We start from the raw sequence: 24,041 nt of genomic DNA, 5'->3' as shown, positions 1-24,041 counted from the left end.
CCCGCGCCACCTGGCCCGCACCCGAACTCTCGGCGCTCGCCGCCGCCCGCCCGCGCGGTGCCCACCAGCCGGTGGTCCTCGGGCTCACGGCGCGGGCGGCGGGACTCGGGCCCGAGGACGCCGCGTACTGCGCGGTGTACGAGAGCGTCAGTGGCCCGGCCACCGCGACCGTACGGCTGCTCAGCCTCGATCCGTTCCAGGCGACGGCGGTGCTGGCACGGCTCGCGCCCGCGATGGACGAGACCGTGGCCGCGGCGGTGGCGGCGGCCCGCCGGGCGCTCGCCGAAGGAGTCGACGCCCTGCCCCGTGCCTCCGCACCTCTCCTGGAGATCGGCGCCGAAGCGCATGGCGCCTGGCCGGTACGGCTCTTCGCCTCGTAACCCGTCGACCTGCGCCTCATACCCCCTTGACCTCAGCCTCGTCCCCCCTTGACCTCCGCCTCGTCCCCCCTCGACCTCCGCCTCGTCCCCCTCAAACTCCCCATCGCCGGCATCGCCGGCTTCGCCAGCCCCTCGACTCCGCATCGCTGCAGAGCACCACCCCAGTCGCCGCAGAGCATCACCGCAGAGGAATCCGACCGTGCACCTTGACCACGCAACCACCTTCCCCGAACGCCACTCCCACAGCGCCGAACCCCTGCGCGCCGACGGCACCCGCCGTGCGCTCAGGATCGGGCTCGGCGGGCCCGTGGGCTCCGGCAAGACCGCCACCGTCGCGGCCCTGTGCCGTGCGCTGCGCGACTCCGTCTCACTGGCCGTCGTGACCAATGACATCTACACGCGCGAGGACGCCGACTTCCTGCTCCGCGAGGCCGTCCTGCCGCCCGAGCGGATCACCGCCGTCGAGACCGGCGCCTGCCCGCACACCGCGATCCGCGACGACATCTCCGCCAACCTCGAAGCCGTCGAGGACCTGGAGGACGAAATCGGTCCGTTGCAGCTGATCCTCGTCGAATCGGGCGGCGACAATCTCACCGCGACCTTCTCCAAGGGCCTCGTCGACGCCCAGATCTTCGTGATCGATGTCGCGGGCGGCGACGACATCCCGCGCAAGGGCGGCCCCGGCGTCACCACCGCCGACCTCCTGGTCGTCAACAAGACGGACCTGGCCCCGCACGTCGGCTCGGACCTGCAGCGGATGGCGCGCGACGCCAAGGAGCAGCGGAACGAACTGCCGGTGGTCTTCCAGTCGTTGCGCTCGGAACAGGGCGTCGGCGAGGTGGCGCGCTGGGTGCGGGCGAAGCTCGCCGCCTGGAACGCGGCATGACGGCAGAAGCTGTCGCCGTCGTTTCCGCCGGGGCCCCCGCACCGGGCTCGACACCCCCCGAGAGTGCCCCTCCGGCCGGCCCCATTCCCGCAGGCCCCATTCCCGCAGGCATCCGGGCGACCGCACGCATCACCGCCCGCCGCCACGGCGGCGGCGCCACCGTACTGCCCGTGCTCGAAGGCGAAGGCCCCTTGGCCGTACGGCGCATCCGCGGCGCGGACGGCGAGGCGCGCGTCGCGCTCGTCGGCGCCATGAGCGCACCGCTCGGCGGCGACCGGCTCGCTGTGAACGCCGCAGCGGAGGCCTGCGCCCGCCTGCGTGTCACCTCCACCGCCGCGACCATCGCACTGCCCGGCCAGCGCGCGGAACCGGCGTACTACGACGTCGAGTTGACCGTCGGCCAGGGCGCCGCGCTGCACTGGCTGCCGGAGCAGCTCATCAGCGCCCAGGGCAGCGATCTGCACGTCAGGACCCGGGCCGAGGTCGCCGAGGACGGAGTTCTCGTCCTGCGCGAGGAGCAGGTGCTCGGGCGCAGCGGAGAAACTCCGGGCCGGCTCACCAGTCGCATGACCGTACGGCGCGCGGGCCGCACCCTGCTCGACCAGGAACTGTCCTGCGGGCCCGGCGCTCCGGCCGGCTGGGACGGTCCCGCCGTCCTCGGGGGTCTGCGGGCGCTCGGCCAACTCCTGGTCGTACGCCCGGAGTTCACCGAGGCGCCGGTCAGGGCCTGCATGCTGGGTGAGCATGCGTCGCTCACGCCGCTGGCCGGTCCGGCCGCTCTGGTCACGGCGGTGGCGCGGGACGGGCTCGCGGTCCGTCGGGTGTTGGACACGGCCCTTGAGTCCCTGATGCGCTGAGGCGGCCCGGCCTGGCGGGGAGAGAGGCATGCGGGACGTACCACCTCATGCACTTACTCTGCCGTACGGACGGGGCCCCTGCGGGCCGCCGTCACTCGGCGATCGGCGCCGTCCGCGGCTCCGCGATCGCGACATAGTCCGCGGTCCGCAGCGCGAGGGAGCGGTCGAGCCGTGCGGCGTTGAAAAACAGCTCCTCCTGCTCCAACAGCGCCGGGTCGACGACGAGTTGCAGCTCCGGGTCGAACGAGAAGGGCAGGATGGTCCCGCTGACGCTCCCCGCGAGCCGCTCGGCCACGTCGGCGGTGGCGAAGCCCGCGTAGACGCCGCCGAGGAGAGCCTTCACTCCGCGCAGGTCCACGCGCCGGTCACCGGGCACCACGGCGAGCACATATGCCTTGGTCTTCTTCGTGAGCTTGACCATCACGACGATGCACTTGGCGGCCTGCGCGAGTGTGTTGCCGCGCAGCGCGCTCACCGCCTCCGTGGCGCCTTCGGCCGCATGCTCGATCACGCGGTACCGCGCACCGCGCTCGTCGAGAAGTCCGATCAGCTTGGTGTACTGCTCATGCTCCGCCACGTGCCCGCCCGCCCCTGATCTGTCCGTCCACCGAGGAGCGTTCACCCTAACTCAGCGGCGCCCGCGGGAACTTACGTCCTGCCTTGTCCGCCTTCTCCTTCTTCTCGGCCTTGGCCGCCTCCTGCTCCTCGGCCTTCGCGACCGCCGCATAGCGGTCCACGTACTCCTGGCCGGACAGCTCGAGGATGGAGTACATGATCTCGTCGGTCACCGCGCGCAGAGCGGCCTTCTCGTTGTCCATCCCGGCATAGCGGGAGAAGTCCAGGGGCTCGCCGAAGCGGATGGTGATGGGACGCAGGCTGGGGATCTTCTGGCCCGGCGGCTGTGCCTCGAACGTGCCGATCATCGCGCACGGGACCACCGGCACACCCGCCTTCAGGGCCATGGCCGCGACCCCGACCTTGCCCTTGTACAGCCGCCCGTCGTGCGAGCGCGTTCCCTCGGGATAGATGCCGAGCAGCTCGCCCTTGTTCAGGACGCCGAGCCCTTCGCGGATCGCGTTCTGCCCGGCCTCCTTGCCCGACCGGTCGACGGGGATCTGCCCCGCGCTGCGGAAGAAGAAGGCCGTCAGGCGGCCCTTCAGACCGGGGCCCGTGAAGTACTCGGCCTTCGCCAGAAAGGTGATCCGGCGCTTCAGGATCGCGGGCATCAGGAAATGGTCGGAGAATGAGAGGTGATTGCCCGCGACGATGGCCGCGCCCGTGGCCGGCACATGTTCGAGGCCCTCGATACGGGGCCGGAACATCAGCCGGAGGAGCGGTCCGAGGAGCACGTACTTCAGGACGTAATAGAACATGGCGGCTGCTCCCCGTATCGGTTGTCGCGGCGCTGAACCTGCTGGTGCGGTGGCCCGAGCCGACACAGTGTAGGTCCCGCCGCAGCGGTGCGTAACCGTCCTCGGCGGGGGTACGCGGGATCAATCCCCGGAGACACCCGAGGACAACGAGGAAAGGAGCCGATGATGCCCGCCGGATCCAGCAAGAAGCGTGAGCGGCAGTACGAGCACATCAAGGACAGCGCCGAGGACCGCGGCGCCTCCAAGTCCCGTGCCAAGGAGATCGCCGCTCGTACGGTGAACAAGGAGCGTGCCCGCTCGGGAGAGGCGAAGTCCTCGAGCCGGACCTCCACGAAGGACCCCAAGTCCTCCTCGCAGCGCGGCGGCGAACGTTCGCACAAGGGCGCGCAGGGGCCCACGAAGGACCAGCTCTACGAAGAGGCCAAGAAGAAGAACATCGAGGGCCGCTCGTCCATGAACAAGGAGCAGCTGCGCAAGGCGGTCGGCAAGTAGGAGCCGGCGGGCTCACGGTGCCCGGGACTCACAGCATCCGGTTCAGCAGCCGGTCCCGGTCCAGGAGTTGATGCTTCAGGACCAGGCCGACATGGAGCGTGAGCGCCACCGCGAACGCGATATGCGTGGCGACATGGGGTCCGACCGCTCCATCGTCCCCTGCGGCAACCAGCCACAGCCCGGTCGCCGGGATGGCGAAGGTCAGCAGATGCAGCGCGCGCTCCGTCCAGGTGGCCAGGACGCGTTCGTACGGACGCAGCCTCGGCGCCCAGGGCGGAAGCGGAGTGGTGACCCGCCACAGCAGCCGGAGCGCGGCGAGGACGAGGATGGTCACGCCCAGCACCACGTGCAGGGTCAACAGGCCCTCGTCGCCGAAGACTTCATAACCGTCCTCGCCGCCGCGCCCGCGCCCGCGGCCGTGCCCTGATCCCTCGCCGCGGCCCCGCCCCCGGCCGCGGCCGCGGCCCGAGTCGTCGGGATCCATCACGTAGCCGATCGCGAACTGCACGGCCAGGGCGGTGAACACCAGCCAGTGCAGGAGCTTGGTGACCGTGCCGTATCCCTGCGGGCCGTTGCGGAGCACCCCTACCCCTCCCATCGAGCGCCACAGCCGATAGCAGCCGTCAACTCATCCGGAGGACCTCACGGCGCGGCCGCTTGGTCCGGCCGCGCGGGTCGGGTGCGCTGACGGGGAGTCATCAAGATCCCCCCAAGCCTTCCCCGCCCCGGAGGTTCGATGCGTCACCACGCCGCCGCGCTCGTCACGCTGGCCGCAGCGCTGGCCACCGCCGTTCCCGCACACGCGGCCCCCGCATCCGCCGACGACCCGGAACCGGCGCCGCGCCCCGGTGTCTTCCTGACCGTCTCGGGCTCGGACAACACCTGGATCCGCGGTCTCAAGCTGATGTGCGCCCCCGAGCCGTCCGGCCACCACCCGCACGCCGCCGAGGCCTGTGCGGCGATCGACGCGGTTGGCGGGGACCTCGACGAGCTGCCGGGCAAGGATCCGCTGTGCACCAAGGAGTTCGACCCGGTGACGGTGACGGCCGCGGGCACCCACCGCGGCCAGGACATCGCCTGGCACCGGACGTATGCGAACGACTGCCTGCGGCACGCCATGACGGATCCGGTCTTCGACTTCTGAGGTCCACGGACACGGGTACGGGGAGGAGCCGCCGGCCCCTCCCCGTACCCATCGATCGAGGTCAGACGCCCACGTACTCCGCGAGGTGCTGGCCCGTCAGCGTCGACTTCTTCTTGACCAGCTCCGCGGGCGTGCCCTCGAAGACGATCTTTCCGCCGTCGTGGCCGGCGCCGGGACCCAGATCGATGATCCAGTCGGCGTGCGCCATCACGGCCTGGTGGTGCTCGATCACGATCACCGACTTGCCGGACTCCACGAGCCGGTCGAGCAGACCGAGCAGCTGCTCCACATCCGCGAGATGCAGACCCGTGGTCGGCTCGTCGAGTACGTAGACCCCGCCCTTGTCGCCCATGTGCGTGGCGAGCTTCAGACGCTGGCGCTCACCGCCGGAGAGCGTGGTCAGCGGCTGGCCGAGGGTGATGTAGCCGAGACCGACGTCCTCGAGCCGCTGCACGATCTTCAGCGCGGCCGGGATCTTCGCCTCGCCTTGCGAGAAGTACTTCTCGGCCTCGGAGACCGGCATCGCGAGGACCTCGCTGATGTCCTTGCCCTCGAGCTTGTACTCCAGGACCGAGGCCTGGAACCGCTTGCCCTCGCAGTCCTCACAGGTGGTCGAGACGCCCGCCATCATCGCGAGGTCCGTGTAGATCACTCCCGCACCGTTGCAGGTCGGGCACGCACCCTCGGAGTTGGCGCTGAACAGCGCCGGCTTGACCCCGTTGGCCTTGGCGAAGGCCTTGCGCACCGGCTCGAGGAGACTGGTGTACGTGGCCGGGTTGCTGCGCCGCGACCCGCGGATCGCGCTCTGGTCGACCGAGACGACACCCTCGTCGGTGGGGATCGAGCTGTGGATCAGCGAGCTCTTGCCGGAACCGGCGACACCCGTGACCACGGTCAGCACACCCAGCGGGATGTCGACGTCGACGTCCTGCAGATTGTTCGCACCGGCGCCCCGGATCGACAGCTTGCCGGTCGGCTTGCGCACCGTGTCCTTCACGGCGGCCCGGTCGTCCAGGTGGCGCCCCGTGACGGTGTCGCTCGCGCGCAGCCCCTCGATATCGCCCTCGAAGCAGACCGTGCCACCGCCCGTACCTGCGCCGGGACCGAGGTCCACGACATGGTCGGCGATCGCGATCGCCTCCGGCTTGTGCTCCACGACGAGCACCGTGTTGCCCTTGTCGCGCAGCCGCAGGAGCAGGTTGTTCATCCGCTGGATGTCATGCGGGTGCAGACCGATCGTCGGCTCGTCGAAGACGTACGTGACATCGGTGAGGGACGAGCCGAGGTGCCGGATCATCTTCACGCGCTGTGCCTCACCGCCGGACAGCGTGCCCGCCGGACGGTTCAGCGACAGATAGCCGAGACCGATCTCCACGAACGAGTCGAGGGCCTGCTGGAGCGCGGCGAGCAGCGGCGCGATCGACGGCTCCTCGAGCCCCCGCACCCACTCCGCCAGATCGCGGATCTCCATGTCGCAGGCGTCCGCGATGGAGATGCCCTTGATCTTCGAGGAGCGCGCCCCTGCGGTGAGCCGGGTGCCGTCGCACTCCGGGCAGACCTGGAAGGTGACCGCACGGTCCACGAAGGCCCGGATGTGCGGCTGCATGGACTCGCGGTCCTTGTTGAGGAAGGACTTCTGGATCTTCGGGATCAGACCCTCGTAGGTCAGATTGACACCGTTGATCTTCACCTTGGTCGGCTCGTGGTACAGGAAGTCGTGCCGCTCCTTCTTGGTGTAGCGGCGGATCGGCTTGTCCGGGTCGAAGAACCCGGAGTCTCGGATGACCCGTACGACCCAGCCGTCCCCGGTGTACGTGGGGATGGTGAACGGGTCCTCGTTCAGCGACTTGCTGTCGTCGAAGAGCTGCGCGAGATCGATGTCCGAGACACTGCCGCGGCCCTCGCAGTTGACGCACATACCGCCGGTGCGGTTGAAACTGACCTTCTCCGTCTTGGTCTTCTCCGCGCCGCGTTCGACCGTGAAGCCGCCGCTCGCGGAGACCGAGGCGACATTGAACGAGAACGCCCCGGGCGGACCGAAGTACGGCTTGCCGAGGCGGCTGAACAGGATCCGCAGCATCGCGCTGGCATCCGTCGCCGTGCCCACGGTGGAGCGCGGGTCGGAGCCCATCCGCTGCTGGTCGACGCTGATGACGGTGGTCAGACCGTCGAGCACATCGACCTCGGGGCGCGCCATCGTGGGCATGAAGCCCTGCACGAACGCGCTGTACGTCTCGTTGATCAGACGCTGCGACTCCGCGGCGATCGTGTCGAAGACCAGGGACGACTTCCCGGAGCCGGAGACACCGGTGAACACCGTCAGGCGCCGCTTCGGAATCTCGATGCTGACGTCCTTGAGGTTGTTCTCACGCGCACCGTGCACCCGGATCATGTCGTGGGTGTCGGCGGCGTGCACCGCGGGCGACTGCGCCTTCTTCCGCGTGGCCATGTCTGCTTGTTCTCCATCTTCCGGGCGGGCCCGCGTACGGCCCGTCGTGGTCGCCTGGTGTGGGTCGATCGCCGCGGACGGCAGGCAGGGCCGGCTCAGTCCTGCAGCAGGCCGAGCACGTTTCCGTCGACGTCGGTCACCGCGGCAACGATACGTCCGCCGCCGACCTCGTGCGGCTCTTCCGTGACGGTCGCTCCCGCGGCCGTGAGCTCTGTGAGCTTCGCGTTCAGGTTGGCTACCTGCCAGTACGCGACCGGCGAGGTCATGCCCTGCGGGCCGCCGCCCGGGACCAGACCGATGTGCTGGCCACCGGTCTCGTATCCGACGTAGTACGGCTCGTCGACCATCGGTGCCACGCCGAGGAGCGCGGTGTACACGTCCTTGGCCTTCGCCAGGTCCGCGACAGGGTGCAGCACGGTCTTGATGCCTTGGGTTTCAGAGCCGCTCATGATGTCTCCTGAGGTGGTGGGATCTCCTGACCGCCAAGCTAGCCGCGGCCCACCCCGGGAGGCTTCTCGAATCCTGACCAGCTGGCATCACGCCTGGTCAGAGCCATGATCAAGAAGATTCGCCCGCAGTGGTCTCAGGAGTTGCGCGACACCACCATCGCCAGCGTGAGCAGTCCCAGGACGACCCAGCCGAACCACAGCCAGCCGTTGCTGCCGAGCGCCACCGTGTACGCGGTCACCGTGACCAACGCACCGACGGTGAGCACTCCCATCGCCTTCGTGGTTCCGGGCATCGCGACACCCTCCTCACGCCAGGCCGGACCCATGCCCGGGCTCCATCGCTGAGGCCATCGTCCCTCGTCGGGGGCGGTTTCCGCCAGCATTCGGCGAAGATCGGGCACCGCCACACGACAAGGTCCTCGGCAACTGGTGAAGCCCCGCAGACGGGGGACGCTGCGGGGCTTCATCGAGTTCAACGGGCGGCGTGGGGGAGGAGGTCCCGGACGTCGGGGCATTTCCCGGAACGGCCGGGACGCACTGTCAGGACTGCTGGCTACGGGCGTTGAGCGAGGCCAGATACGCGTTGTACGCCTCCAGCTCCTTGTCCCCGTCACGGTCCGCGGCGCGGTCCTTGCGCTTGGCCTCGCGCTCCTCGGACTTGCGCCACTGGAAGAGCAGCGCCACCAGGACGACGACCGAGGGGATCTCGCTGAACGCCCAGGCGATACCGCCGCCCGCCTCCTGGTCGGCGAGCGCGTCGATGCCGAGCGAGGCGGGCGGGTGCATATACGTACCGACCATCGGCTCCGTCGCCATCATCAGCGCGATACCGAAGAACGCGTGGAACGGCATACCCGCGAACAGCTCCAGCATCCGCATCACATAGCCGGGGCGGTGCGGCCCCGGGTCCACGCCCATGATCGGCCAGAAGAACACCAGACCCACGGCGAGGAAGTGGATCATCATCGCGATATGGCCCGGCTTGGACTCCATCAGGAAGTCGAACAGGGGCGTGAAGTACAGCCCGTAGAGGCTCGCGATAAACATCGGGATGGTGAACGCGGGGTGCGTGACCACCTTCATGTAGCGGCTGTGCAGCAGCATCAGAAGCAGCTCGCGCGGGCCCTTGCGCCCGCGCCGGCTCGCGACCGGCATCGCCCGCAGCGCCAAGGTGATCGGGGCGCCGAGCAGCAGCAGGATCGGCGACAGCATGCTGATCACCATGTGCTGCACCATGTGCACGCTGAACATGACCATGCCGTAGTCGTTCAACTGCGTGCACATCACCAGCGCGATCGACAGGACGCCGATCACGAAGGAGACCGTGCGGCCGATCGACCACCGGTCGCCGCGCCGTACGAGACGCAGCACGCCGTACCCGTACAGGAGCAGCGCGAGCAGGCAGCCGATGGCGAAGAACGCGTCGAACGACGGCTGAAGACCTCGTCCCAGCGTGAACGGCGGCAGGTCCGTCATCGTGCCGTGTCCGCTGTGATCCATCCGCTCGCTCCTGATTCGTGCCCGTTGTCCGCACCAGAGTAGAACCGCCCCCGGCCGCGTCTGCGGCCGGGGGCGGTCACCTCTGCGAACGAGCGGAGGTCACAGGGCGAGGCGGGGTGAGGTCAGAGCACGCACTCCGCCTCGGCGTACCGCTCGTCCGGCACCGTCTTCAGCGTCTCGACGGCCTTCGCGAGCGGCGCCATGACGATGTCGGTGCCCTGCAGCGCGGTCATCATCCCGAACTCACCGCGGTGCACGGCCTCCACGGCGTGCCATCCGAAGCGGGTGGCGAGGACACGGTCGTACGCGGTGGGGGTGCCGCCGCGCTGCACATGACCGAGGATCACCGGCCGGGCCTCCTTGCCGAGGCGCTGCTCCAGCTCGATGGAGAGCTGGCGCGCGATCCCGGCGAAGCGCTCATGGCCGTATATGTCCTTGCCGCCCTCGTCGAACTCCATCGTGCCCGGGCGGGGCTTGGCGCCTTCGGCGGCGACCACGATCGCGAACTTCTTGCCCGCCTCGAAACGCGCACCGACGCGCGTCGCCAACTCCTCGATGTCGAAGGGCCGCTCGGGCACCACGATCGCGTGGGCGCCGGCCGCCATGCCGGAGTTGAGCGCGATCCAGCCGGTGTGCCGGCCCATGACCTCGACGATCAGGACGCGCTGGTGGGACTCGGCGGTGGTCTTGAGACGGTCGAGTGCCTCCGTTGCGACACCCACCGCGGTGTCGAATCCGAAGGTGACATCGGTGACCGCGATGTCGTTGTCGATGGTCTTCGGCACGCCCACGATGGGCAGTCCGTTGTCGGAGAGCAGCCGGGCCGCCTTGAGCGTGCCCTCGCCGCCGATCGGGATGATCGCGTCGAGACCGAGCTCGGCCAGATGCCCCTTGGCCCGCTCGACGCCGTCCCGCACATGCTCGGGACGTACGCGGGAGGAGCCGAGGATGGTGCCGCCGCGGGCGAGGATGCCGCTGACCGCGTCCAGATCGAGCTTGCGGTAATCGCACTCGAGGAGGCCCTTCCACCCGTCGTGGAAGCCGATGACCTCATCGCCATGGTCGACGACGGCGCGGTGCACGACCGAGCGGATCACCGCGTTCAGGCCGGGGCAGTCGCCGCCGGAGGTGAGGACACCAATACGCATGGCCCAAGAACCTTTGCAACGTGGGCGGATGACCGGACCACGCTGTCCGGACGACAAGACCCCGTCACCCTACTAGTGGGATGTGACGGGGCCGAATCGAGTCCGTAAGGCGGACGTTGGAGTTCCCTACAAGTTCACCTGCCGTCAGGCGGGCTGCGTCGCCGAGGCGATCCGCTCGTTGCGCAGCGCCTCGTACCAGCGGTCGTCCGTGGGCGGCAGCGCGTTCACGTCGAGCGCCAGCTTGAGCAGCAGATCGGCGATCTGCGGGTTACGGGCGAGCACGGGTCCGTGCATATACGTCCCGAAAACGGTGTCGTTGTACGCGCCTTCGGTGCCGTCGCCGGTGCCGTTGCCCTTGCCGAGCCGCACATGCGCGAAGGGCTTCGCGGACGGGCCGAGGTGCGTGATGCCCTGGTGGTTCTCGAACCCGGTCAGCTGGGGGAGCCCGAGCGGTGCGTCGATGTCGGCGAGCACGTCACCGACACAACGCTCGCCCTCGCCGCGCGTGGAGATGACATCGAGCAGACCGAGGCCGGGCTCGCGCTGGCCGAGGTCGTTGATGAACTCGTGGCCGAGGATCTGGTAGCCGGCGCAGACCGAGAAGATGATCGCGCCGTTGGAGGCGGCCCGCTGCAGATTGCCGTCGCGGCGCAGCCGTTCGGCCGCGAGCCGCTGCGGCCGGTCCTCGCCGCCGCCGATCAGATAGATGTCGCCGGAGGTGGGCACCGGCTGGTCGCTGCGCACGTCGTAGCGCTCGACATTGAGACCGCGCTGACGGGCGCGGCGCTCGACGACGAGGGCGTTGCCCTGGTCGCCGTAGGTGGACAGCAGGTCGGGGTAGACCCACACCAGACGCAGGCTGTTGTCGCTCATGTTGGTCAGTCCTTAAGCGGGTCAGTTGCCGACGCGGCGGCGTACGTCCTGGAAGGCGGTGTAGTTGGCGATCAGCTCGATCCGTCCGGGCGGCGCCATCTGCACCGCCTCGTCGACGGTGTCGCAGACACGGAAGTCGAGACCCGCGACCTCGAGGCGGACCGCGAGGTCGAGCCGTCGGTCGCCGATCACGAAGATCGGGTGGCCGGCCAGGCGTGTGTAGTCGACGTCCCACAGCCAGGAGGTGTCGGTGCCGTCTGCGCCGCGTGCGTTCACCGAGAGGATCACCGGGGTCGGCGGCGGGTCGATCAGCGAGAAGGTCTCGAGCCAGCCGGCCGGGTTCTTGGCGAGCAGCAGCCGTACGTCGCGGCCGAGGAAGTTCACCACGTCGTAGCGGCCGGCGACCGCCTGCACCTGATACATCCGCTCGAGGGCGACCTGCGGCGGCACACCGAACACGGCGGCGACGGCGGCCGAGCTGGCGGCGTTGGCCTTGTTGGCGCGGCCCGGCAGCTGCAGGTGGATCGGCCAGGCGGAGCCGTGGGGGTCGAGGACGTAGTCGCCGGAGAGCGCCCAGCTCGGCTGCGGCCGGCGGAAACCGCACTCGCCACAGAACCAGTCGTCGCCGGGGCGCTGCATCACACCACCGCAGGAGGGGCACGACCAGGCGTCGTCCTTCCACTCCTGGCCGGCGGCGACCCAGACGACATTCGGCGAGGAGGAAGCGGCCCAGACGACCAGCGGGTCGTCGGCGTTGGCGATCACGACGGCCTTCGAGCCGGACAGGCCCTCGCGCCACTTCTCGGCGAGCATCCGGGTCTCGGCGGCGCGGTCGAGCTGGTCACGCGACAGGTTGAGCAGCGCGATGGCCTTCGGTGAGACATCACGGGCGACACCCGCGAGGTACTTCTCGTCGACCTCGATCACGCCGAACTTGGCATCCGATCCACCGGCGAGGGCGGAGGTGATGCCCGCCGGCATGTTCGCGCCGAGCGCGTTGGACACCACGGGACCGGCGGCGCCCAGCGCCTCGGCGATCAGCCGGGTGGTCGTGGTCTTGCCGTTGGTCGCCGAGACGAGCACCACATCGAGGTGGGTGGCGAGCCGGCTCAGGAGGTCGGGGTCGAGCTTGAGAGCCACCCGGCCGCCGATCACCGATCCGCTGCCGCGGCCCGCCGCCCGCGAGACCGCCGCGGCCGCCTTGCCTGCCGTCACGGCGAGCTTCGACCGGGGCGACAGCGGCTCCGCGCTGCCTGGGTGTCCTGCCATCGTTCCTGCTCCTCCTTGCACCGTGTGCCGCGCCTGCCCTCGGCACTGGTCCGGGTCAGCCTACCGAGATCCCTCCGCGGCCCTGCACGGCGCCACCACCGCGATCGTGCGCGGGGCGGCTGACTTCTCTGCGTTTCCCCGAAACGTACGCTTACGGGATGCGACATGGTTCCATCCCGGGCAGCTCGGGACGCGTACGGCCGATGACTCTGCTCGGCGATCCGGTTCTGCACACACCCTGCACACAGGTCACGGAGTTCGGGCCCGAACTCGACCGGCTGATCGAGGACATGTTCGCGACGATGTACGCGGCGCCCGGTGTGGGTCTCGCGGCCAACCAGGTCGGTGTGGGTCTGCGGGTGTTCGTCTTCGACTGCCCGGACGACGAGGACAACCGCCATCTCGGCCATGTGATCAATCCGCGCCTGGTCGAGACGGGCGGTGTCACGGTACGCGGTACGGAGGGCTGCCTGTCGCTGCCCGGCCTCGAGGCGGGAACGCCGCGCTTCGACTACGCGGTGGTCGAGGGTGTCGACCGCCACGGTGAGGCGGTCCGCATCCAGGGCACGGGCTTCTTCGCCCGCTGCCTGCAGCACGAGTGCGACCACTTGGACGGGATGGTGTACCCGCAGCGCCTGGACCGCTTCAGACGGGGGCGGGTACTGCGTCAGGCGCGGCGTGCGGAGTGGGGCCGGAGAGCCTCCGTCTGACCCGCCGACCTGCCGTGGGCAATCGTGCCGCAGGGCGGTGGGGGTCCCCCCTGCTCGAACGAAGTTGAGAGCTTGGGGGAGGGTGGGCACGGCACACCCATGGCCACGCCGACTTCGCTTGAGCGCCGCCCCACGGCCCCGTACGCCCTAGAAGCCGGGCCCGCCCACGCGGTCCCCGGCAGCGGCCAGCCGCCCCCACAGCAGATCCGCCAGGCTCTGCACCAACTGCGCCCGGGAGCAAGGGCGTTCGCCCAGCCACCAGTCGCCGGCCGCGTGCATCATCCCGACGATCCCATGCCCCCACACCCGGGAGAGCAGCGCGCTCTCCGGCCCGAGATCCACCCGCTCCTCGATCACCTTGGCGAGCTCCTCGCCCAGGCGCCGCAGCAGCGGGGCGGAGTGGAGCCCCACGTCGAAGGCGCCCTCGCCCTGCGAGGTCCCCTCGGAGGGATGCATCAGAAAGCGGTAGACCTGCGGATTCGCCTCGATCGCGGCGAGGTAGGTGTCGAGCGTGGCCTCAACGCGCTCGCGCCGCTCCGACGGAGCGTCGAGGGCCGCACGCAGAGCGTCGAGCAGAGCGTCGGTGTGGCGTACGGCGAGCGCCTTGTACAGACCGCCCTTGTCCCCGAAGTGCCGGTACAGAATGGGCTTGGTGATCCCCGCCTCCGCGGCGATGGCGTTCATGGAGGCACCGGGACCATCCCGCAACACGACCCGGTCGGCTGCCTCGAGCAGCTCCCGGCGGCGTCGGTCGGCCGACCGCTCTTGATCGGTCCGCCCAGTGGTCTCCATAGTTACTCCCCGCCCGTGCAGATTCGGTGACGCACGCGCAACGTAACACCCCGGGGTACCCCGGCATCGAACTGGCTGCCGGGAGTTGACAGTCCTTACTCGTGAGTAACAGACTCTCGTTACCGCAAGTAACAAAGTTTTCGGGCAGTGCAGCGCTGGAGGGGTCATGGCCGAGTTCACCATGGAGCTGAACGACGAGCAGAAGGAGGTCAGGGACTGGCTCCACGGATTCGCCGCCGATGTGATCCGCCCCGCGGCCGCCGAGTGGGACGAGCGCGAGGAAACGCCCTGGCCGGTGATCCAGGAGGCCGCGAAGCTCGGCATCTACTCGCTCGACTTCTACGCCCAGCAGTTCTTCGACCCGACGGGCCTCGGCATCCCGATGACGATGGAAGAGCTCTTCTGGGGCGACGCCGGCATCGCGCTCTCGATCGTCGGCACGGGCCTCGCGGCGGTCGGCGTCCTCGCCAACGGCACCGAGGAGCAGATCGGCACCTGGGTTCCGCAGATGTACGGCGACGCGAACGACGTGAAGGTCGCGGCCTTCTGCTCCTCCGAGCCGGACGCGGGCTCCGACGTGGCCGCGATGCGTACGCGCGCGGTCTACGACGAGGCCAAGGACGAGTGGGTCCTGAACGGCACCAAGACCTGGGCGACCAACGGCGGTATCGCGAGCGTCCACGTGGTCGTCGCGGTGGTCGACCCCGAGCTCGGCTCGAAGGGCCACGCCTCGTTCATCGTGCCGCCGAACACCCCGGGCCTCGCGCAGGGCCAGAAGTTCAAGAAGCACGGCATCCGCGCCTCGCACACCGCCGAGGTCGTCCTGGAGAACGTCCGCGTCCCCGGCCACTGCCTGCTCGGCGGCAAGGAGAAGCTGGACGAGCGCCTCGCCCGGGCCCGTGAGCGCGCCAAGAGCGGCGGCGAGCGCGTGAAGAACGCGGCGATGGCCACCTTCGAGGCCTCGCGCCCGGCCGTGGGCGCGATGGCGGTCGGCACGGCCCGCGCCGCGTACGAGGAGGCCCTCGAATACGCCAAGACCCGCTCGCAGTTCGGCCGCCCGATCATCGACAACCAGGGTGTCGCCTTCCAACTGGCCGACATGCGTACGCAGATCGACGCGGCCCGTCTGCTCGTATGGCGCGCGTCGTGGATGGCGACGACGGGCAAGAAGTTCGAGAACGCCGAGGGCTCGATGTCGAAGCTCTACGCGAGCGAGACCGCCAAGAAGGTCACGGGCCAGGCGATCCAGATCCTCGGCGGCAACGGCTTCACGCGGGAGTACCCGGTCGAGCGCATGCACCGGGACGCCGCGATCTACACCATCTTCGAGGGCACGAGCGAGATCCAGCGGCTTGTGATCGCGCGGACGTTGTCGGGGATGCCGATTCGGTAGGTCGTACTTGCTGCAAGACACGCGCAGATGATGTGGCCGAAGAGGGCGCCCGCTCGGTGAACGAGGGGGCGCCCTCTGGTCGCATACGGCGCCGCTAAGCCGTGTCTGGGAGATTTTTGGGAGATCGACTCGCGATTTGCTCGCGGTACACCCGCTTGCGGAGCTGATCCTTCGTGAGAACCAGCGTCGGATACGGGCCGTACTCGCGGCGCTGCACTACCACCACCAGCACCGACGAGACCACCGGCAAGATCATGGGCTGGGAGCCGGTCGAGCAGTCGTCGTTCGCGATACACATTGACCTTCGCACTGATGGCGGCATCGCCAAGCTCCTGCGCCGCGATCAGTCGGAGGGCATGGTCTACCGCTACGCCGACGGACGCAGGCCGAGATCAAGCGACGGGACTTTCGATGACCGCCCCGTGCCCGCCACTGCGCGTCCACGTCGACGACGACACGGCCCGGCTCCTGCGCCTGTACCGCGGCGAACGCCCCGCCGCCGTCATCGCCCGCGCCGTCCGCATGCTGGCCACCGCCGACGGACGGCTCGACACCGCGGGGCGGATCAAGCAGCGGGGGACACCGTGAACGCACCGCTCACCGCCGCGGCGCAGGCAGATGGCGACGGCGTGAGCACGGTCGTGTACGCCGAGGTTGCGGTACGCGGTCTGCAGGATCGTGTTGACGGTCTCGGTGGCAATGGACAGGGCGAGATCAGCGTTCCGACCACGCCGCAGGAGGCCCCGCGTGATCCGTATCCGGCGACGGTGTGGCACCACCCCACAGGAGCGCGGCTCCACGTTCGCGGCCATGTGCCCTGATGTGTTCCAACTCGATGATGGCGACTACCTCGCCATGTGGGGACGAACCGCTGTCGCCTTGCAGATCACCGCCGAGCGCACACATTCACGGCATGACGTCCGACCCGGGAGTTCGATTGCCAGCCAGGGAAAACTCTTTTGTTGGAAACATGTCACGCCAGTGAAGATCTAGTGGCTACTATCTGCCGACCTGATCAAGTCCCGTTCGGCGGGACAACACTTGGGGGGTGGAGTGTGGCCATTCGAGCTACAAGAATGCTGGGCAGATCGCTGATTGTGTTCACGATCGCCAGCAGCATGGGACTTGCTTACGGCAGCGCTCAAGTGTCAGCAACGGAGGCAGAGTCCGCGGTCGCCTGTGACGTTCCTGCTGAGGGCAAGTTGACCATGGCGGACTTGCCGCCCGGCTCGTCCGCTACCGAATGCGGAGCAATCGGCCGCGTGGTCACGTATGGCTCAATAGGAGTGACTGTCCCGAACCCGGGTACATCGGTGACCGTGCACGCCCTGTTGGACGATGGGTCTGCGCGCGGCTTCACGATGGTCGTCGATTCGAACGGCAGCGTCTCGTATCGGGAGGCGGGCACGCCACCGGACGACAATCCGTTCACGGACGGTGCTGACACTCCGGACGTACTGCCGAACCCGGCCGTAACGGGCGCGGACCTCACCACCGAATCCGACGCAACGGATGCAGACGAACCGGGCGGCGCAATTCCTGGGGAGGCCCTGGTTCAGGAGGTGGACGTCGCGGCTGTCCCAAGCGCCTGTAGCGACGGCGCGTACAACATGATGGATCAGAAGGAGTACGGCACCTACAACTGGTATCTCGGTGACGGCGGGATGCCGGGGGCCATCTCGCGGTCTGACGCGTACTACGCGTTCCACGATGCAATCACCAACATCACGCAGAGCAGCAACAACTGCGGCCTCGCAGATCAGGTCAGCGCCAGTGCATCCTATAAGGGCTACACCAGCTATGAGGCCGACATCAGCAGCGGCTCCGAGTGCACCAGTAGGGACGGAAAGAGCACCTGGGATGCAGGAAACCTCATCAGCGGTCACATCGCTGTGACGTGCTCGTGGAACTCGGTCGACTGGGGGGATCCGGACGACCTGCGAGAAGCGGACGTCCGCTACAACACGACAGACAAGAACTTCACGGATTACCCAACAAGCTCGTGCTACGAGAAGTATGACGTTCGCGCGGTGGGGACACACGAGGCCGGGCATGTCTTCGGCATGGATCACGTCGGGTCCGGTCATAACAATCTCACCATGTATGGCGGCTCTTCGCCTTTCAAGTGCTCGATCAGTGGGAGGACCCTCGGCAAGGGTGATGTTCTCGGGCTCCGCAGCCGGTACTAAGGGGACGAAATGACTGCACGTGGACGCATCTTGGGCTCGATCCTCGCAGTGCCTTTGGTCGTTGTTACAGCTGCCTGCTCGTCTAACAGCGGGGGCAGCGCGTCGGCCGTCTGTGCCGAGCAGTACCAGTTCGATGACCGCACGTATGTGGACATCGAAGACCTGGACATCACCGTGGGGCAGGAGCTCGGTGTCGCAGTTTCCCCGCCGTGCGACGACGCGGGAGGCAAGAGCAATGGCGAGAAGATGGGCGAGGACCAGACCGCGTACAGGGTGAAGGGCGTCTCTCCGGAAATCGCCATCGCGGTCGGGGATTCACCCGAGCAAGCCAAGATCTTCGTTTCTTACGAAGGTAAGGAGCTGCCCCCCGAGGTGGAGGAACTCAAGACCAAGTCTTAAGGCGAACACCGATCCAGCATGATCGTGATGCCGCCGCGGGCGGTCCTCGAGCGATCACCGGCCCTGTTCGCCAGATTGTCCACATCTCGTGTCGGTGCCGACCCATACGATGAACGTGCCGCTTGACGCTTCAACTGGCTCGCGGGCAAGCGGCGTTAACAGATCCGGTGGGCACCGGACGCACGAAAGCCCCGAACCGACCAACCCACGGTTCGGGGCTTTGGCATGCTCGCTCGTATCACCGCGTCCCGATCCGCTGCCCAGGCTGCACGCCCACGCAGGTGACACTCCGTTACCTTCCGGACAGTACGGACAAGTTAGTATGAGGTCACCGGAAACCACGGGAGGCGCCCGCATAAAGATCCGAGGAGCCCTCCCCATCGCAGCGCTCGCCGCGCTGCCCCATTGTCTTCGCCGGCACCGCGCACGCCGCCCCCTCCGACCCGGACCCCTCCGCGAGCCTCCTCGGCGTCGACCTTGACGTTGGCGGAATGGTGGGCATCGGCGGCATTCCAGACGGCGTCAAGATCAAGATCAAGGCCGACGTCGACGGCGTCGAAGTCTAGGGCGAATCCGCACCTCGGCCCTGCAGTCAGACGGTACGCCTCGGCCCCATGGATAGCAGCCCTCGGGTACGCGAAAGCCCCGAACCTCTCCCAGGGTTCGGGGCTTCGTCGTGCCCGGGCGGCGGCCGCTACCACCCGTGGCGGCCCGGCCCACGCTCGGGACGCCCCTCGGCCGCCTGGAAAGAAGCAGCCCAGCTACTGACGTCTTGCCCATATGGGGCCATGCTGTCAGTTGCCTGCACCGAAGTACCGGCTCCCTTTTAACCGACGCCCCGAGGGGCACCGAACGAGGGAGTCTGGTCATGGAGCCTATTTCGCTGCTGATGATCGCGATCATTTTCATGATCGTGAACAACAATCTGCGATAGGTGGTGCAGGCGCCGAAGGCCCCTACGGGGGCCTTCGGTCCACCGTTGCGCCGCCCCCCTTCCACCGCTGCCGCTACGCCTGTTTCGACGGCCGGTTCTTCCACGAGCCCGTGTGACCCTTGAGGATGTCCTGCACTACGCCCGGCGACACTTTCATCCGCGCAGCGATGGCCCGGATCGTCACGGGCGGGTCCTGCCCGCGCATGCTCAGCACGAGGGCTTTACGCCGTCTGAGGTCACCAGCGGATCCCAGGCGGCAGCCTCGACGACGCCTACACGGTGGTCAACCAGATCACCACGGTCGGCGGACTGATCGACGAACGGCAGATCCACCTCACGATCGGCAACCGCTAAGCGTCAAGGTCGCGGCGCCACGGCCGCCGATCCGCCTCAGGGCGCGGCCGGCTCGGATCCGCCTGCCGGCGAGCCGCCGTCGTCACGCAGACGCCGAGCAACACCACCGCTGAGAGAACAGCCAGGATCATCCAGCCCTGCGCGATGCTCACAAACAGCAGCGCCAGAGCGGCGACGAACACCCCGGCATCAACAGCACTCTTGCCCACAGCGACCCCCTATTGAGTGCCGACACCGTACAGCGCGCGGGGACATCCGAACATCGAACAGGAAGTCGCCGCAGCCCAGCGCCGAAGAGGTAGCGCATAACGTTCCCTCAGGCGCTACGAGTTGACTATGCGGCGCTCTCGATGACATGCAATACCCGAGGCGATAGTCCGGACACGATGACCAGCTAATTCCGGCTCGCCGTGATGGAGGGAAGTTCGCCCGTGGATCTGCACGTCGAAATCGAGCCAGGCAAGGACGTGGACGGAAACCCGATCCACCTCCTGCACCGTCCCTCCTCGCCGATGGGCATTGGGGCGAATGCGGAGGCGCGCTTTAACGCCGATGGCACCATCCAATACCTGCCACCAAAGCAGGCGACCCTCGTCGTAGAGCTCAAGCCTTCCGATGGCCTGATTGTGGACAGAGACAGGGCAGTTTCCCGTGCGGCGTCGGCGAGGTCGTGACAGCCCTGGTACCGGGTGGTGTAGGCGGCCTGGTGGGAGCCCTGGTCGCGCTGCTACGCCGACACAGCGGTAAGCGCGTCGTCCTTCGTGGCCCCGGCAAGTCGGTCGAGATTGAAGGCCACTCCGCTGAGGAGACCCGCCAGATCCTTACAGACTTCTTCCAGCCATTGCCCGCCGACCCAAGGGCAGAGGACGTACTGGATCCCACCGCGGAACCCTCCGACACTGAGGATGCCGACGAGGCGGGTTCGGCATGCCCACCGCCTGGGCCGTGTGCGAGTTCGCTGTCCTGCACGCCGCGGAAGAGGCATTCGAGAAGCACTCGACGCAAGTGCCCTTCTTCACCTGTCGCTTTGGCCACGCCGAACGATGCGGGCAAGGTCGCAATTCACGGGGACCCCGAATCCTTCAGCTATCGCAGCCGCCTGGACGCCGACACGAGTCCTCATCGACTCGTCCGCAGAGCGCGCGGTGCCATCAGGCTCGGGAGTGGGGGGGCATGTGATCAAGTTTATGAGCCGGGTCTGACCAAGGACCACCGCCAGCCCGAGACGGCATATGCCGTCACTGCGACGGGGATGTGAGGCGCTCGACCGCCTCGAGCACGAGGCGCCATGGATATCCGCCCGCACGCCGCTCGCCGGGCTGGTTCGGCGTGAACCCGCCCTCGCCGTAGAGGACTTCGCCCCCCGTCGCGCGCAGCTCCGCGACGCTCCACTCGAACTGCCGATGCTGGACGTAGGCGGCGTTCACGCACGGCATCGTCACCGTTGGGATGCCCTTGCCGATGCCCTCGGCAACCACGCCGACGAGGAACTTCTCGGGTCGCCATCCTGGTCTCGTACCTGATCGACGACGATGCTGGGAGCGCCATGGTCCAGCCTCCACGGGTGCCTCAACTCCCCGACTGCGCCTATTGCCCTGAACCTGGGGCAGACGTCCGCCATCCGCACTGTGGCATCCGCCTCCGGAGCAGACGGCTCCGTGTACGCGCACGAGCAGTGCGGCCGAGACCGCGGCCTGCGCCCCCTTGAGTACCTGACACAAGCACCGCCTACCGAGGCGAGCCCGCTGCGAGCGGAGAACTTCGGATGAGCCACACGAAGCAGCCTGTAGAGGTACGCAACCTCCCGCCGCTCGGCGAGCTGAGCGTGCCGCAGATACGTGGCCAGGCCTGCGGGTGGTGCAGCACACCTCTCGTGACCGGCAGCGCAGTAAGCCTCGGGTGAGAAGCGGTGTCGCCGCCTCGGCCAGTACTTCTCGTGGTTCCCACGCGCATGCGGCAGCAGCACGTGCGAGGGGATGGGTGAGCAATGAAGGACGTACTCCCCAACCAGCGAGTACAGAAGGCAGGCCGCGGGGAGGGCACGATCCTCTACGGCCTGTGTGAAGGGCAGTTCCGAGTGCGGTTCGACAGCGGGGCCGAAGAGGTCGTCCACCAGGATCACCTCAATCCCGCGCCCGACCGGCCCCGCATGGGCCAGACCCACTGGACTCCGCCGCGGCTCGCTCGATGCGCCTTCAAGCACCACAAGCCGACGCGTCGAGTTGCGATGGCCCCTGCGCGGCGGGCGGGTCTTTGCCACATGCGCCATGTCGGGGAAAGAACCCGGCGCGAGCGGGCCCCCTCCCATGGCCGGAGGGGGCCTGTCTGCTCAGGGTTTCCCTCGAAGGCGCGCGTGGACGCGACGACTTGACCAAGGAAGGCGCCCCCTCGTTCATCGAGTGGGCGCCTTCCGGCCGGTCATGCGGCTCAGGTGTCGCAGCCGACACCGTCGCCGTCGCGGTCCAGGTGGCCGGCGTAACCGGGATCACCGCGGTGCACGGGTGCGGCTCCGGCGGCGCGGGCCTCGGTGCAGTTGGCGTAGTAGACACTCCCGCCTCCGCCTCCGCTGTCGGAGTTGTCGTCCGCGGAGCCTCCGCCCTGGGCTGTCACGGTGACGGTGGCCCGCACAGTGGCTGTCGCCTTCACGGTTGTGGTGACGGTCGGCGCAGGCTCGGCGCTGGGATCGGCGGTCGCTGTGACGGTGACAGTCGGGCCGGGGCTGGCTGCGGCCGGCTTGGCGTCGTTCGCGGTCGTGGTGTCGCCGGCGCTGGTGATGACGCCGCCGAGGATGAAAGTGATACCGAGGGCAGGCAGGATGATTCGCTTGCGCGCCCACTTCGGCGCAGTGCGGTGGCCGGCCCCTGGCGGTGGCGGCGCGGGCGGGTACGGGTGGCTCACGGTTCCCCCTGAGGTCTTTACGGGGAAGTGAGGCTATTGCGGACCAGGTGTTCGTGAAGGACTTATGAAGGTGCAGTGGCCAATCTGTGACGTCCGGCCCGATCCTGTTCTGGACGTCTAAGAGGCACTCTCATCCGGCGCTGAAATACTCCTGGGCCCATCGGTGCAGGAGGTGCCATGTCTCGATCACGCCACGCGAAGTGGTTGCTCTCGGCCGCGGCCGCAATCGTTTTCGCTGTCACGCTCGGAGCGGCGTTTCCGGCTCACGCGCATCACGTCTCACCGCCGGCGGCCGTCGCGCCCGCCGGTGACTTCGGTGGCGTGCACAAACTCATTCGGGACCAGATCGACATCGACCTCGATCGTGACCTCGACCGCGACGAAGGGCCCCGTGCGCACTGACAGGTGGGCGGCAGTCCGACAATCTTCACGTATGGGTGGATGTTGCACGTGAAACGTTGGCGTGGGCCCCTCCCCGGGGCGGGGTCGAGGGGCGGCGATAGGGTCCCGGTCCATGAGTGAACCGGGCTTCCTGACCGCGACCAGAGACTCGTACGACACCATCTCGGACGCCTACGCGGAGTGGGCGGCCGATGAGCTCGCCGTCAAGCCTGTGGAGCGGTCCGTCCTGGCCTGTTTCGCCGAACTCGCCGCGGGGCAGGGCCCGATGGCCGATGTCGGCTGCGGGACCGGGCGGGTCACCGCCCACCTCACCGGGCTCGGTGCCGATGTCTTCGGGATCGATCTGTCACCGGGCATGCTGGCCGCCGCACGCAAGCGTCACCCCGAACTCCGCTTCGTCGAGGGCTCGATGACCGCACTCGACCTGCCGGACGAGTCCCTCGGCTCGGCCCTCGCCTGGTACTCGGTCATTCACGTCCCCGACGCCCAACTGCCGGACGTGTTCGCGGAGTTCCACCGCGTGCTGAAGCCGGGCGGTCACTTCCTTCTCGGCTTCCAGATCGGCGAGGAACCCGCGCGGCTCACCGAGGCGCTCGGGCACACCTTCGACCTGACGTTCCACCGCCGCACGCCCGAGGCGGTGGCCGAGCTGCTGCGGGATGCGGGGTTCGAGGAGCGTATGCGGGTGGTCAAGCAGCGGGAGGACGAGGGACCGTTCCCGGAGAAGACGCCTCAGGGGTTCCTGATCTTCCGTAAGGCCCTCGCGGACCGGTAGTCGCGGACCGGGTGGCGGACGGTCACTGCCGGAAGTCGAGTCCGCGCTCCCGCAGCTCCTCGCCGAGAATCCTGACGGCCTTCGGCCCGACGCCGTGCAGCGCGAGCAGTTCGGCGGCCGACCGCCCCGCCACCTCCTCGAGGTTCGTGATCCCCGCAACGAGCAGCGCCCGCGTCGCCGGGTTTGCGGTAAAGCGCGGCAAAACCGCCGCCCGTCCCACCCCCGCGGGGCCCCCCGGGGGGCGCGCCGCGGCGCCCGCGGGGGCGGCCGGCCCGGCCGCCCCGCCCGCCCCCGCCCCCGCCGCCCCCGCCTGGGTGATGCCGACCCCCCCCGGGGCCCCCGTGCCCGCCACGGCCGCACCGGCCACCACCTTGC

Annotated in this window: 27 protein-coding genes and 2 pseudogenes; 14 read left to right on the top strand and 15 right to left on the bottom strand. The window is 68.5% G+C overall.

Going from position 1 to position 24,041, the window contains the following annotated elements:
* From ABT367_RS32060 to ABT367_RS32050, 3 genes are all read left to right on the top strand, one after another.
* A partial coding sequence (locus ABT367_RS32060; RefSeq protein WP_352256780.1) for an urease accessory protein UreF occupies nucleotides 1-380 on the top strand: 380 nt, incomplete at its 5' end.
* A gap of 199 nt (nucleotides 381-579) precedes the next feature.
* The gene (gene ureG / locus ABT367_RS32055) at nucleotides 580-1,266 is read left to right on the top strand and encodes an urease accessory protein UreG (RefSeq protein ID WP_352256779.1); all 687 of its coding nucleotides are present in this window, start codon (nucleotides 580-582) and stop codon (nucleotides 1,264-1,266) included.
* On the top strand, nucleotides 1,263-2,123 hold the full coding sequence (locus ABT367_RS32050; RefSeq protein WP_352256778.1) for an urease accessory protein UreD: 861 nt from the start codon (nucleotides 1,263-1,265) through the stop codon (nucleotides 2,121-2,123). Before ureG ends, ABT367_RS32050 begins: the two co-directional genes overlap by 4 nt.
* A 91-nt stretch (nucleotides 2,124-2,214) precedes the next feature.
* On the opposite strand, the gene ABT367_RS32045 is transcribed toward ABT367_RS32050, so the two are convergent.
* The gene (locus ABT367_RS32045; RefSeq protein WP_352256777.1) at nucleotides 2,215-2,700 is read right to left on the bottom strand and encodes a YbaK/EbsC family protein; all 486 of its coding nucleotides are present in this window, start codon (nucleotides 2,698-2,700) and stop codon (nucleotides 2,215-2,217) included.
* Between the two features lie 46 nt (nucleotides 2,701-2,746).
* Nucleotides 2,747-3,496, bottom strand: a complete 750-nt coding sequence (locus ABT367_RS32040) for a lysophospholipid acyltransferase family protein (protein WP_352256776.1) — start codon at nucleotides 3,494-3,496, stop codon at nucleotides 2,747-2,749.
* A gap of 165 nt (nucleotides 3,497-3,661) precedes the next feature.
* Between ABT367_RS32040 and ABT367_RS32035 the strand changes: the two genes are divergently transcribed.
* The gene (locus ABT367_RS32035; RefSeq protein ID WP_165336350.1) at nucleotides 3,662-3,988 is read left to right on the top strand and encodes a plasmid stabilization protein; all 327 of its coding nucleotides are present in this window, start codon (nucleotides 3,662-3,664) and stop codon (nucleotides 3,986-3,988) included.
* Between the two features lie 28 nt (nucleotides 3,989-4,016).
* Here the strand turns inward: ABT367_RS32035 and ABT367_RS32030 are convergent, their stop codons facing one another.
* The gene (locus ABT367_RS32030; protein WP_352256775.1) at nucleotides 4,017-4,571 is read right to left on the bottom strand and encodes a cytochrome b; all 555 of its coding nucleotides are present in this window, start codon (nucleotides 4,569-4,571) and stop codon (nucleotides 4,017-4,019) included.
* A 153-nt stretch (nucleotides 4,572-4,724) separates the two neighbouring features.
* Between ABT367_RS32030 and ABT367_RS32025 the strand changes: the two genes are divergently transcribed.
* Entirely contained in the window at nucleotides 4,725-5,132 is a 408-nt protein-coding gene (locus ABT367_RS32025; protein ID WP_352256774.1) for an SSI family serine proteinase inhibitor, read from the top strand.
* Between the two features lie 61 nt (nucleotides 5,133-5,193).
* On the opposite strand, the gene ABT367_RS32020 is transcribed toward ABT367_RS32025, so the two are convergent.
* The 7 genes from ABT367_RS32020 to ABT367_RS31990 form a co-directional block, all read right to left on the bottom strand.
* Entirely contained in the window at nucleotides 5,194-7,581 is a 2,388-nt protein-coding gene (locus ABT367_RS32020) for an excinuclease ABC subunit UvrA (protein WP_352256773.1), read from the bottom strand.
* Nucleotides 7,582-7,676: 95 nt separating this feature from the next.
* A complete protein-coding gene (locus ABT367_RS32015) occupies nucleotides 7,677-8,030 on the bottom strand; it encodes a VOC family protein (RefSeq protein ID WP_352256772.1) in 354 nt (117 codons plus the stop codon).
* Nucleotides 8,031-8,164: 134 nt separating this feature from the next.
* Nucleotides 8,165-8,323 carry a hypothetical protein gene (locus tag ABT367_RS32010; protein WP_165334181.1) on the bottom strand — a complete coding sequence of 53 codons (159 nt, stop codon included), beginning with the start codon at nucleotides 8,321-8,323 and terminating at the stop codon, nucleotides 8,165-8,167.
* Between the two features lie 247 nt (nucleotides 8,324-8,570).
* On the bottom strand, nucleotides 8,571-9,530 hold the full coding sequence (locus ABT367_RS32005) for a cytochrome c oxidase assembly protein (protein WP_352256771.1): 960 nt from the start codon (nucleotides 9,528-9,530) through the stop codon (nucleotides 8,571-8,573).
* 122 nt (nucleotides 9,531-9,652) lie between these two features.
* Complete coding sequence (locus tag ABT367_RS32000) at nucleotides 9,653-10,678, bottom strand: 6-phosphofructokinase (RefSeq protein ID WP_352256770.1); 1,026 nt, start codon at nucleotides 10,676-10,678, stop codon at nucleotides 9,653-9,655.
* A 144-nt stretch (nucleotides 10,679-10,822) separates the two neighbouring features.
* Entirely contained in the window at nucleotides 10,823-11,551 is a 729-nt protein-coding gene (locus tag ABT367_RS31995) for a type 1 glutamine amidotransferase (protein WP_165334184.1), read from the bottom strand.
* Between the two features lie 21 nt (nucleotides 11,552-11,572).
* Nucleotides 11,573-12,820: a Mur ligase family protein gene (locus ABT367_RS31990; protein ID WP_352256769.1), complete on the bottom strand. Its 1,248-nt coding sequence runs from the start codon at nucleotides 12,818-12,820 to the stop codon at nucleotides 11,573-11,575.
* Between the two features lie 158 nt (nucleotides 12,821-12,978).
* Here ABT367_RS31990 and def point away from each other — a divergent pair, with 158 nt between their 5' ends.
* Complete coding sequence (gene def, locus ABT367_RS31985) at nucleotides 12,979-13,530, top strand: peptide deformylase (protein ID WP_352256768.1); 552 nt, start codon at nucleotides 12,979-12,981, stop codon at nucleotides 13,528-13,530.
* 147 nt (nucleotides 13,531-13,677) lie between these two features.
* Here def and ABT367_RS31980 read toward each other — a convergent pair whose 3' ends face one another.
* Nucleotides 13,678-14,322: a TetR family transcriptional regulator gene (locus ABT367_RS31980; protein WP_352256767.1), complete on the bottom strand. Its 645-nt coding sequence runs from the start codon at nucleotides 14,320-14,322 to the stop codon at nucleotides 13,678-13,680.
* A 166-nt stretch (nucleotides 14,323-14,488) separates the two neighbouring features.
* On the opposite strand from ABT367_RS31980, the gene ABT367_RS31975 reads away from it, so the two are divergent.
* The 5 genes from ABT367_RS31975 (at nucleotide 14,489) to ABT367_RS31955 (ending at nucleotide 18,303) form a co-directional block, all read left to right on the top strand.
* Nucleotides 14,489-15,715 (top strand): acyl-CoA dehydrogenase family protein, encoded by a 1,227-nt coding sequence (locus ABT367_RS31975; protein WP_165334188.1) that lies wholly within the window; start codon nucleotides 14,489-14,491, stop codon nucleotides 15,713-15,715.
* A 411-nt stretch (nucleotides 15,716-16,126) separates the two neighbouring features.
* On the top strand, nucleotides 16,127-16,303 hold the full coding sequence (locus ABT367_RS31970; protein WP_352256766.1) for a hypothetical protein: 177 nt from the start codon (nucleotides 16,127-16,129) through the stop codon (nucleotides 16,301-16,303).
* Nucleotides 16,300-16,536, top strand: coding sequence for a hypothetical protein (locus ABT367_RS31965; protein WP_352256765.1), 237 nt, complete (start codon nucleotides 16,300-16,302; stop codon nucleotides 16,534-16,536). Before ABT367_RS31970 ends, ABT367_RS31965 begins: the two co-directional genes overlap by 4 nt.
* A gap of 255 nt (nucleotides 16,537-16,791) precedes the next feature.
* Nucleotides 16,792-17,904 (top strand): peptidase M10, encoded by a 1,113-nt coding sequence (locus ABT367_RS31960; RefSeq protein ID WP_352256764.1) that lies wholly within the window; start codon nucleotides 16,792-16,794, stop codon nucleotides 17,902-17,904.
* Between the two features lie 9 nt (nucleotides 17,905-17,913).
* Nucleotides 17,914-18,303, top strand: a complete 390-nt coding sequence (locus tag ABT367_RS31955; RefSeq protein ID WP_352256763.1) for a DUF6281 family protein — start codon at nucleotides 17,914-17,916, stop codon at nucleotides 18,301-18,303.
* 1,284 nt (nucleotides 18,304-19,587) lie between these two features.
* Here ABT367_RS31955 and ABT367_RS31950 read toward each other — a convergent pair.
* The gene (locus ABT367_RS31950) at nucleotides 19,588-19,800 is read right to left on the bottom strand and encodes a hypothetical protein (protein ID WP_352256762.1); all 213 of its coding nucleotides are present in this window, start codon (nucleotides 19,798-19,800) and stop codon (nucleotides 19,588-19,590) included.
* Between the two features lie 222 nt (nucleotides 19,801-20,022).
* Between ABT367_RS31950 and ABT367_RS31945 the strand changes: the two genes are divergently transcribed.
* On the top strand, nucleotides 20,023-20,265 hold the full coding sequence (locus ABT367_RS31945; RefSeq protein WP_352256761.1) for a hypothetical protein: 243 nt from the start codon (nucleotides 20,023-20,025) through the stop codon (nucleotides 20,263-20,265).
* Nucleotides 20,266-20,829: 564 nt separating this feature from the next.
* Here ABT367_RS31945 and ABT367_RS31940 read toward each other — a convergent pair.
* Together ABT367_RS31940 and ABT367_RS31935 are read right to left on the bottom strand one after the other, a co-directional pair.
* Nucleotides 20,830-21,081 (bottom strand): annotated as a pseudogene (locus tag ABT367_RS31940) (hypothetical protein); the annotation flags it as partial.
* A 937-nt stretch (nucleotides 21,082-22,018) separates the two neighbouring features.
* Nucleotides 22,019-22,489: an excalibur calcium-binding domain-containing protein gene (locus ABT367_RS31935; protein WP_352256760.1), complete on the bottom strand. Its 471-nt coding sequence runs from the start codon at nucleotides 22,487-22,489 to the stop codon at nucleotides 22,019-22,021.
* A gap of 177 nt (nucleotides 22,490-22,666) precedes the next feature.
* On the opposite strand from ABT367_RS31935, the gene ABT367_RS31930 reads away from it, so the two are divergent.
* Both ABT367_RS31930 and ABT367_RS31925 read left to right on the top strand, forming a co-directional pair.
* Nucleotides 22,667-22,891 carry a hypothetical protein gene (locus ABT367_RS31930; protein WP_352256759.1) on the top strand — a complete coding sequence of 75 codons (225 nt, stop codon included), beginning with the start codon at nucleotides 22,667-22,669 and terminating at the stop codon, nucleotides 22,889-22,891.
* A 112-nt stretch (nucleotides 22,892-23,003) separates the two neighbouring features.
* Nucleotides 23,004-23,666, top strand: a complete 663-nt coding sequence (locus ABT367_RS31925) for a class I SAM-dependent methyltransferase (RefSeq protein WP_352256758.1) — start codon at nucleotides 23,004-23,006, stop codon at nucleotides 23,664-23,666.
* 22 nt (nucleotides 23,667-23,688) lie between these two features.
* On the opposite strand, the pseudogene ABT367_RS31920 reads toward ABT367_RS31925, so the two are convergent.
* Nucleotides 23,689-24,041: pseudogene (locus tag ABT367_RS31920) on the bottom strand (hypothetical protein); the annotation flags it as partial.

The sequence above is a fragment of the Streptomyces mesophilus genome (assembly GCF_040300965.1).
In the GTDB taxonomy this organism is placed as follows: domain Bacteria; phylum Actinomycetota; class Actinomycetes; order Streptomycetales; family Streptomycetaceae; genus Streptomyces; species Streptomyces mesophilus_A.
Note: the sequence above shows the minus strand (reverse complement) of the source record. Positions and strands in the feature narration are given on the sequence as shown.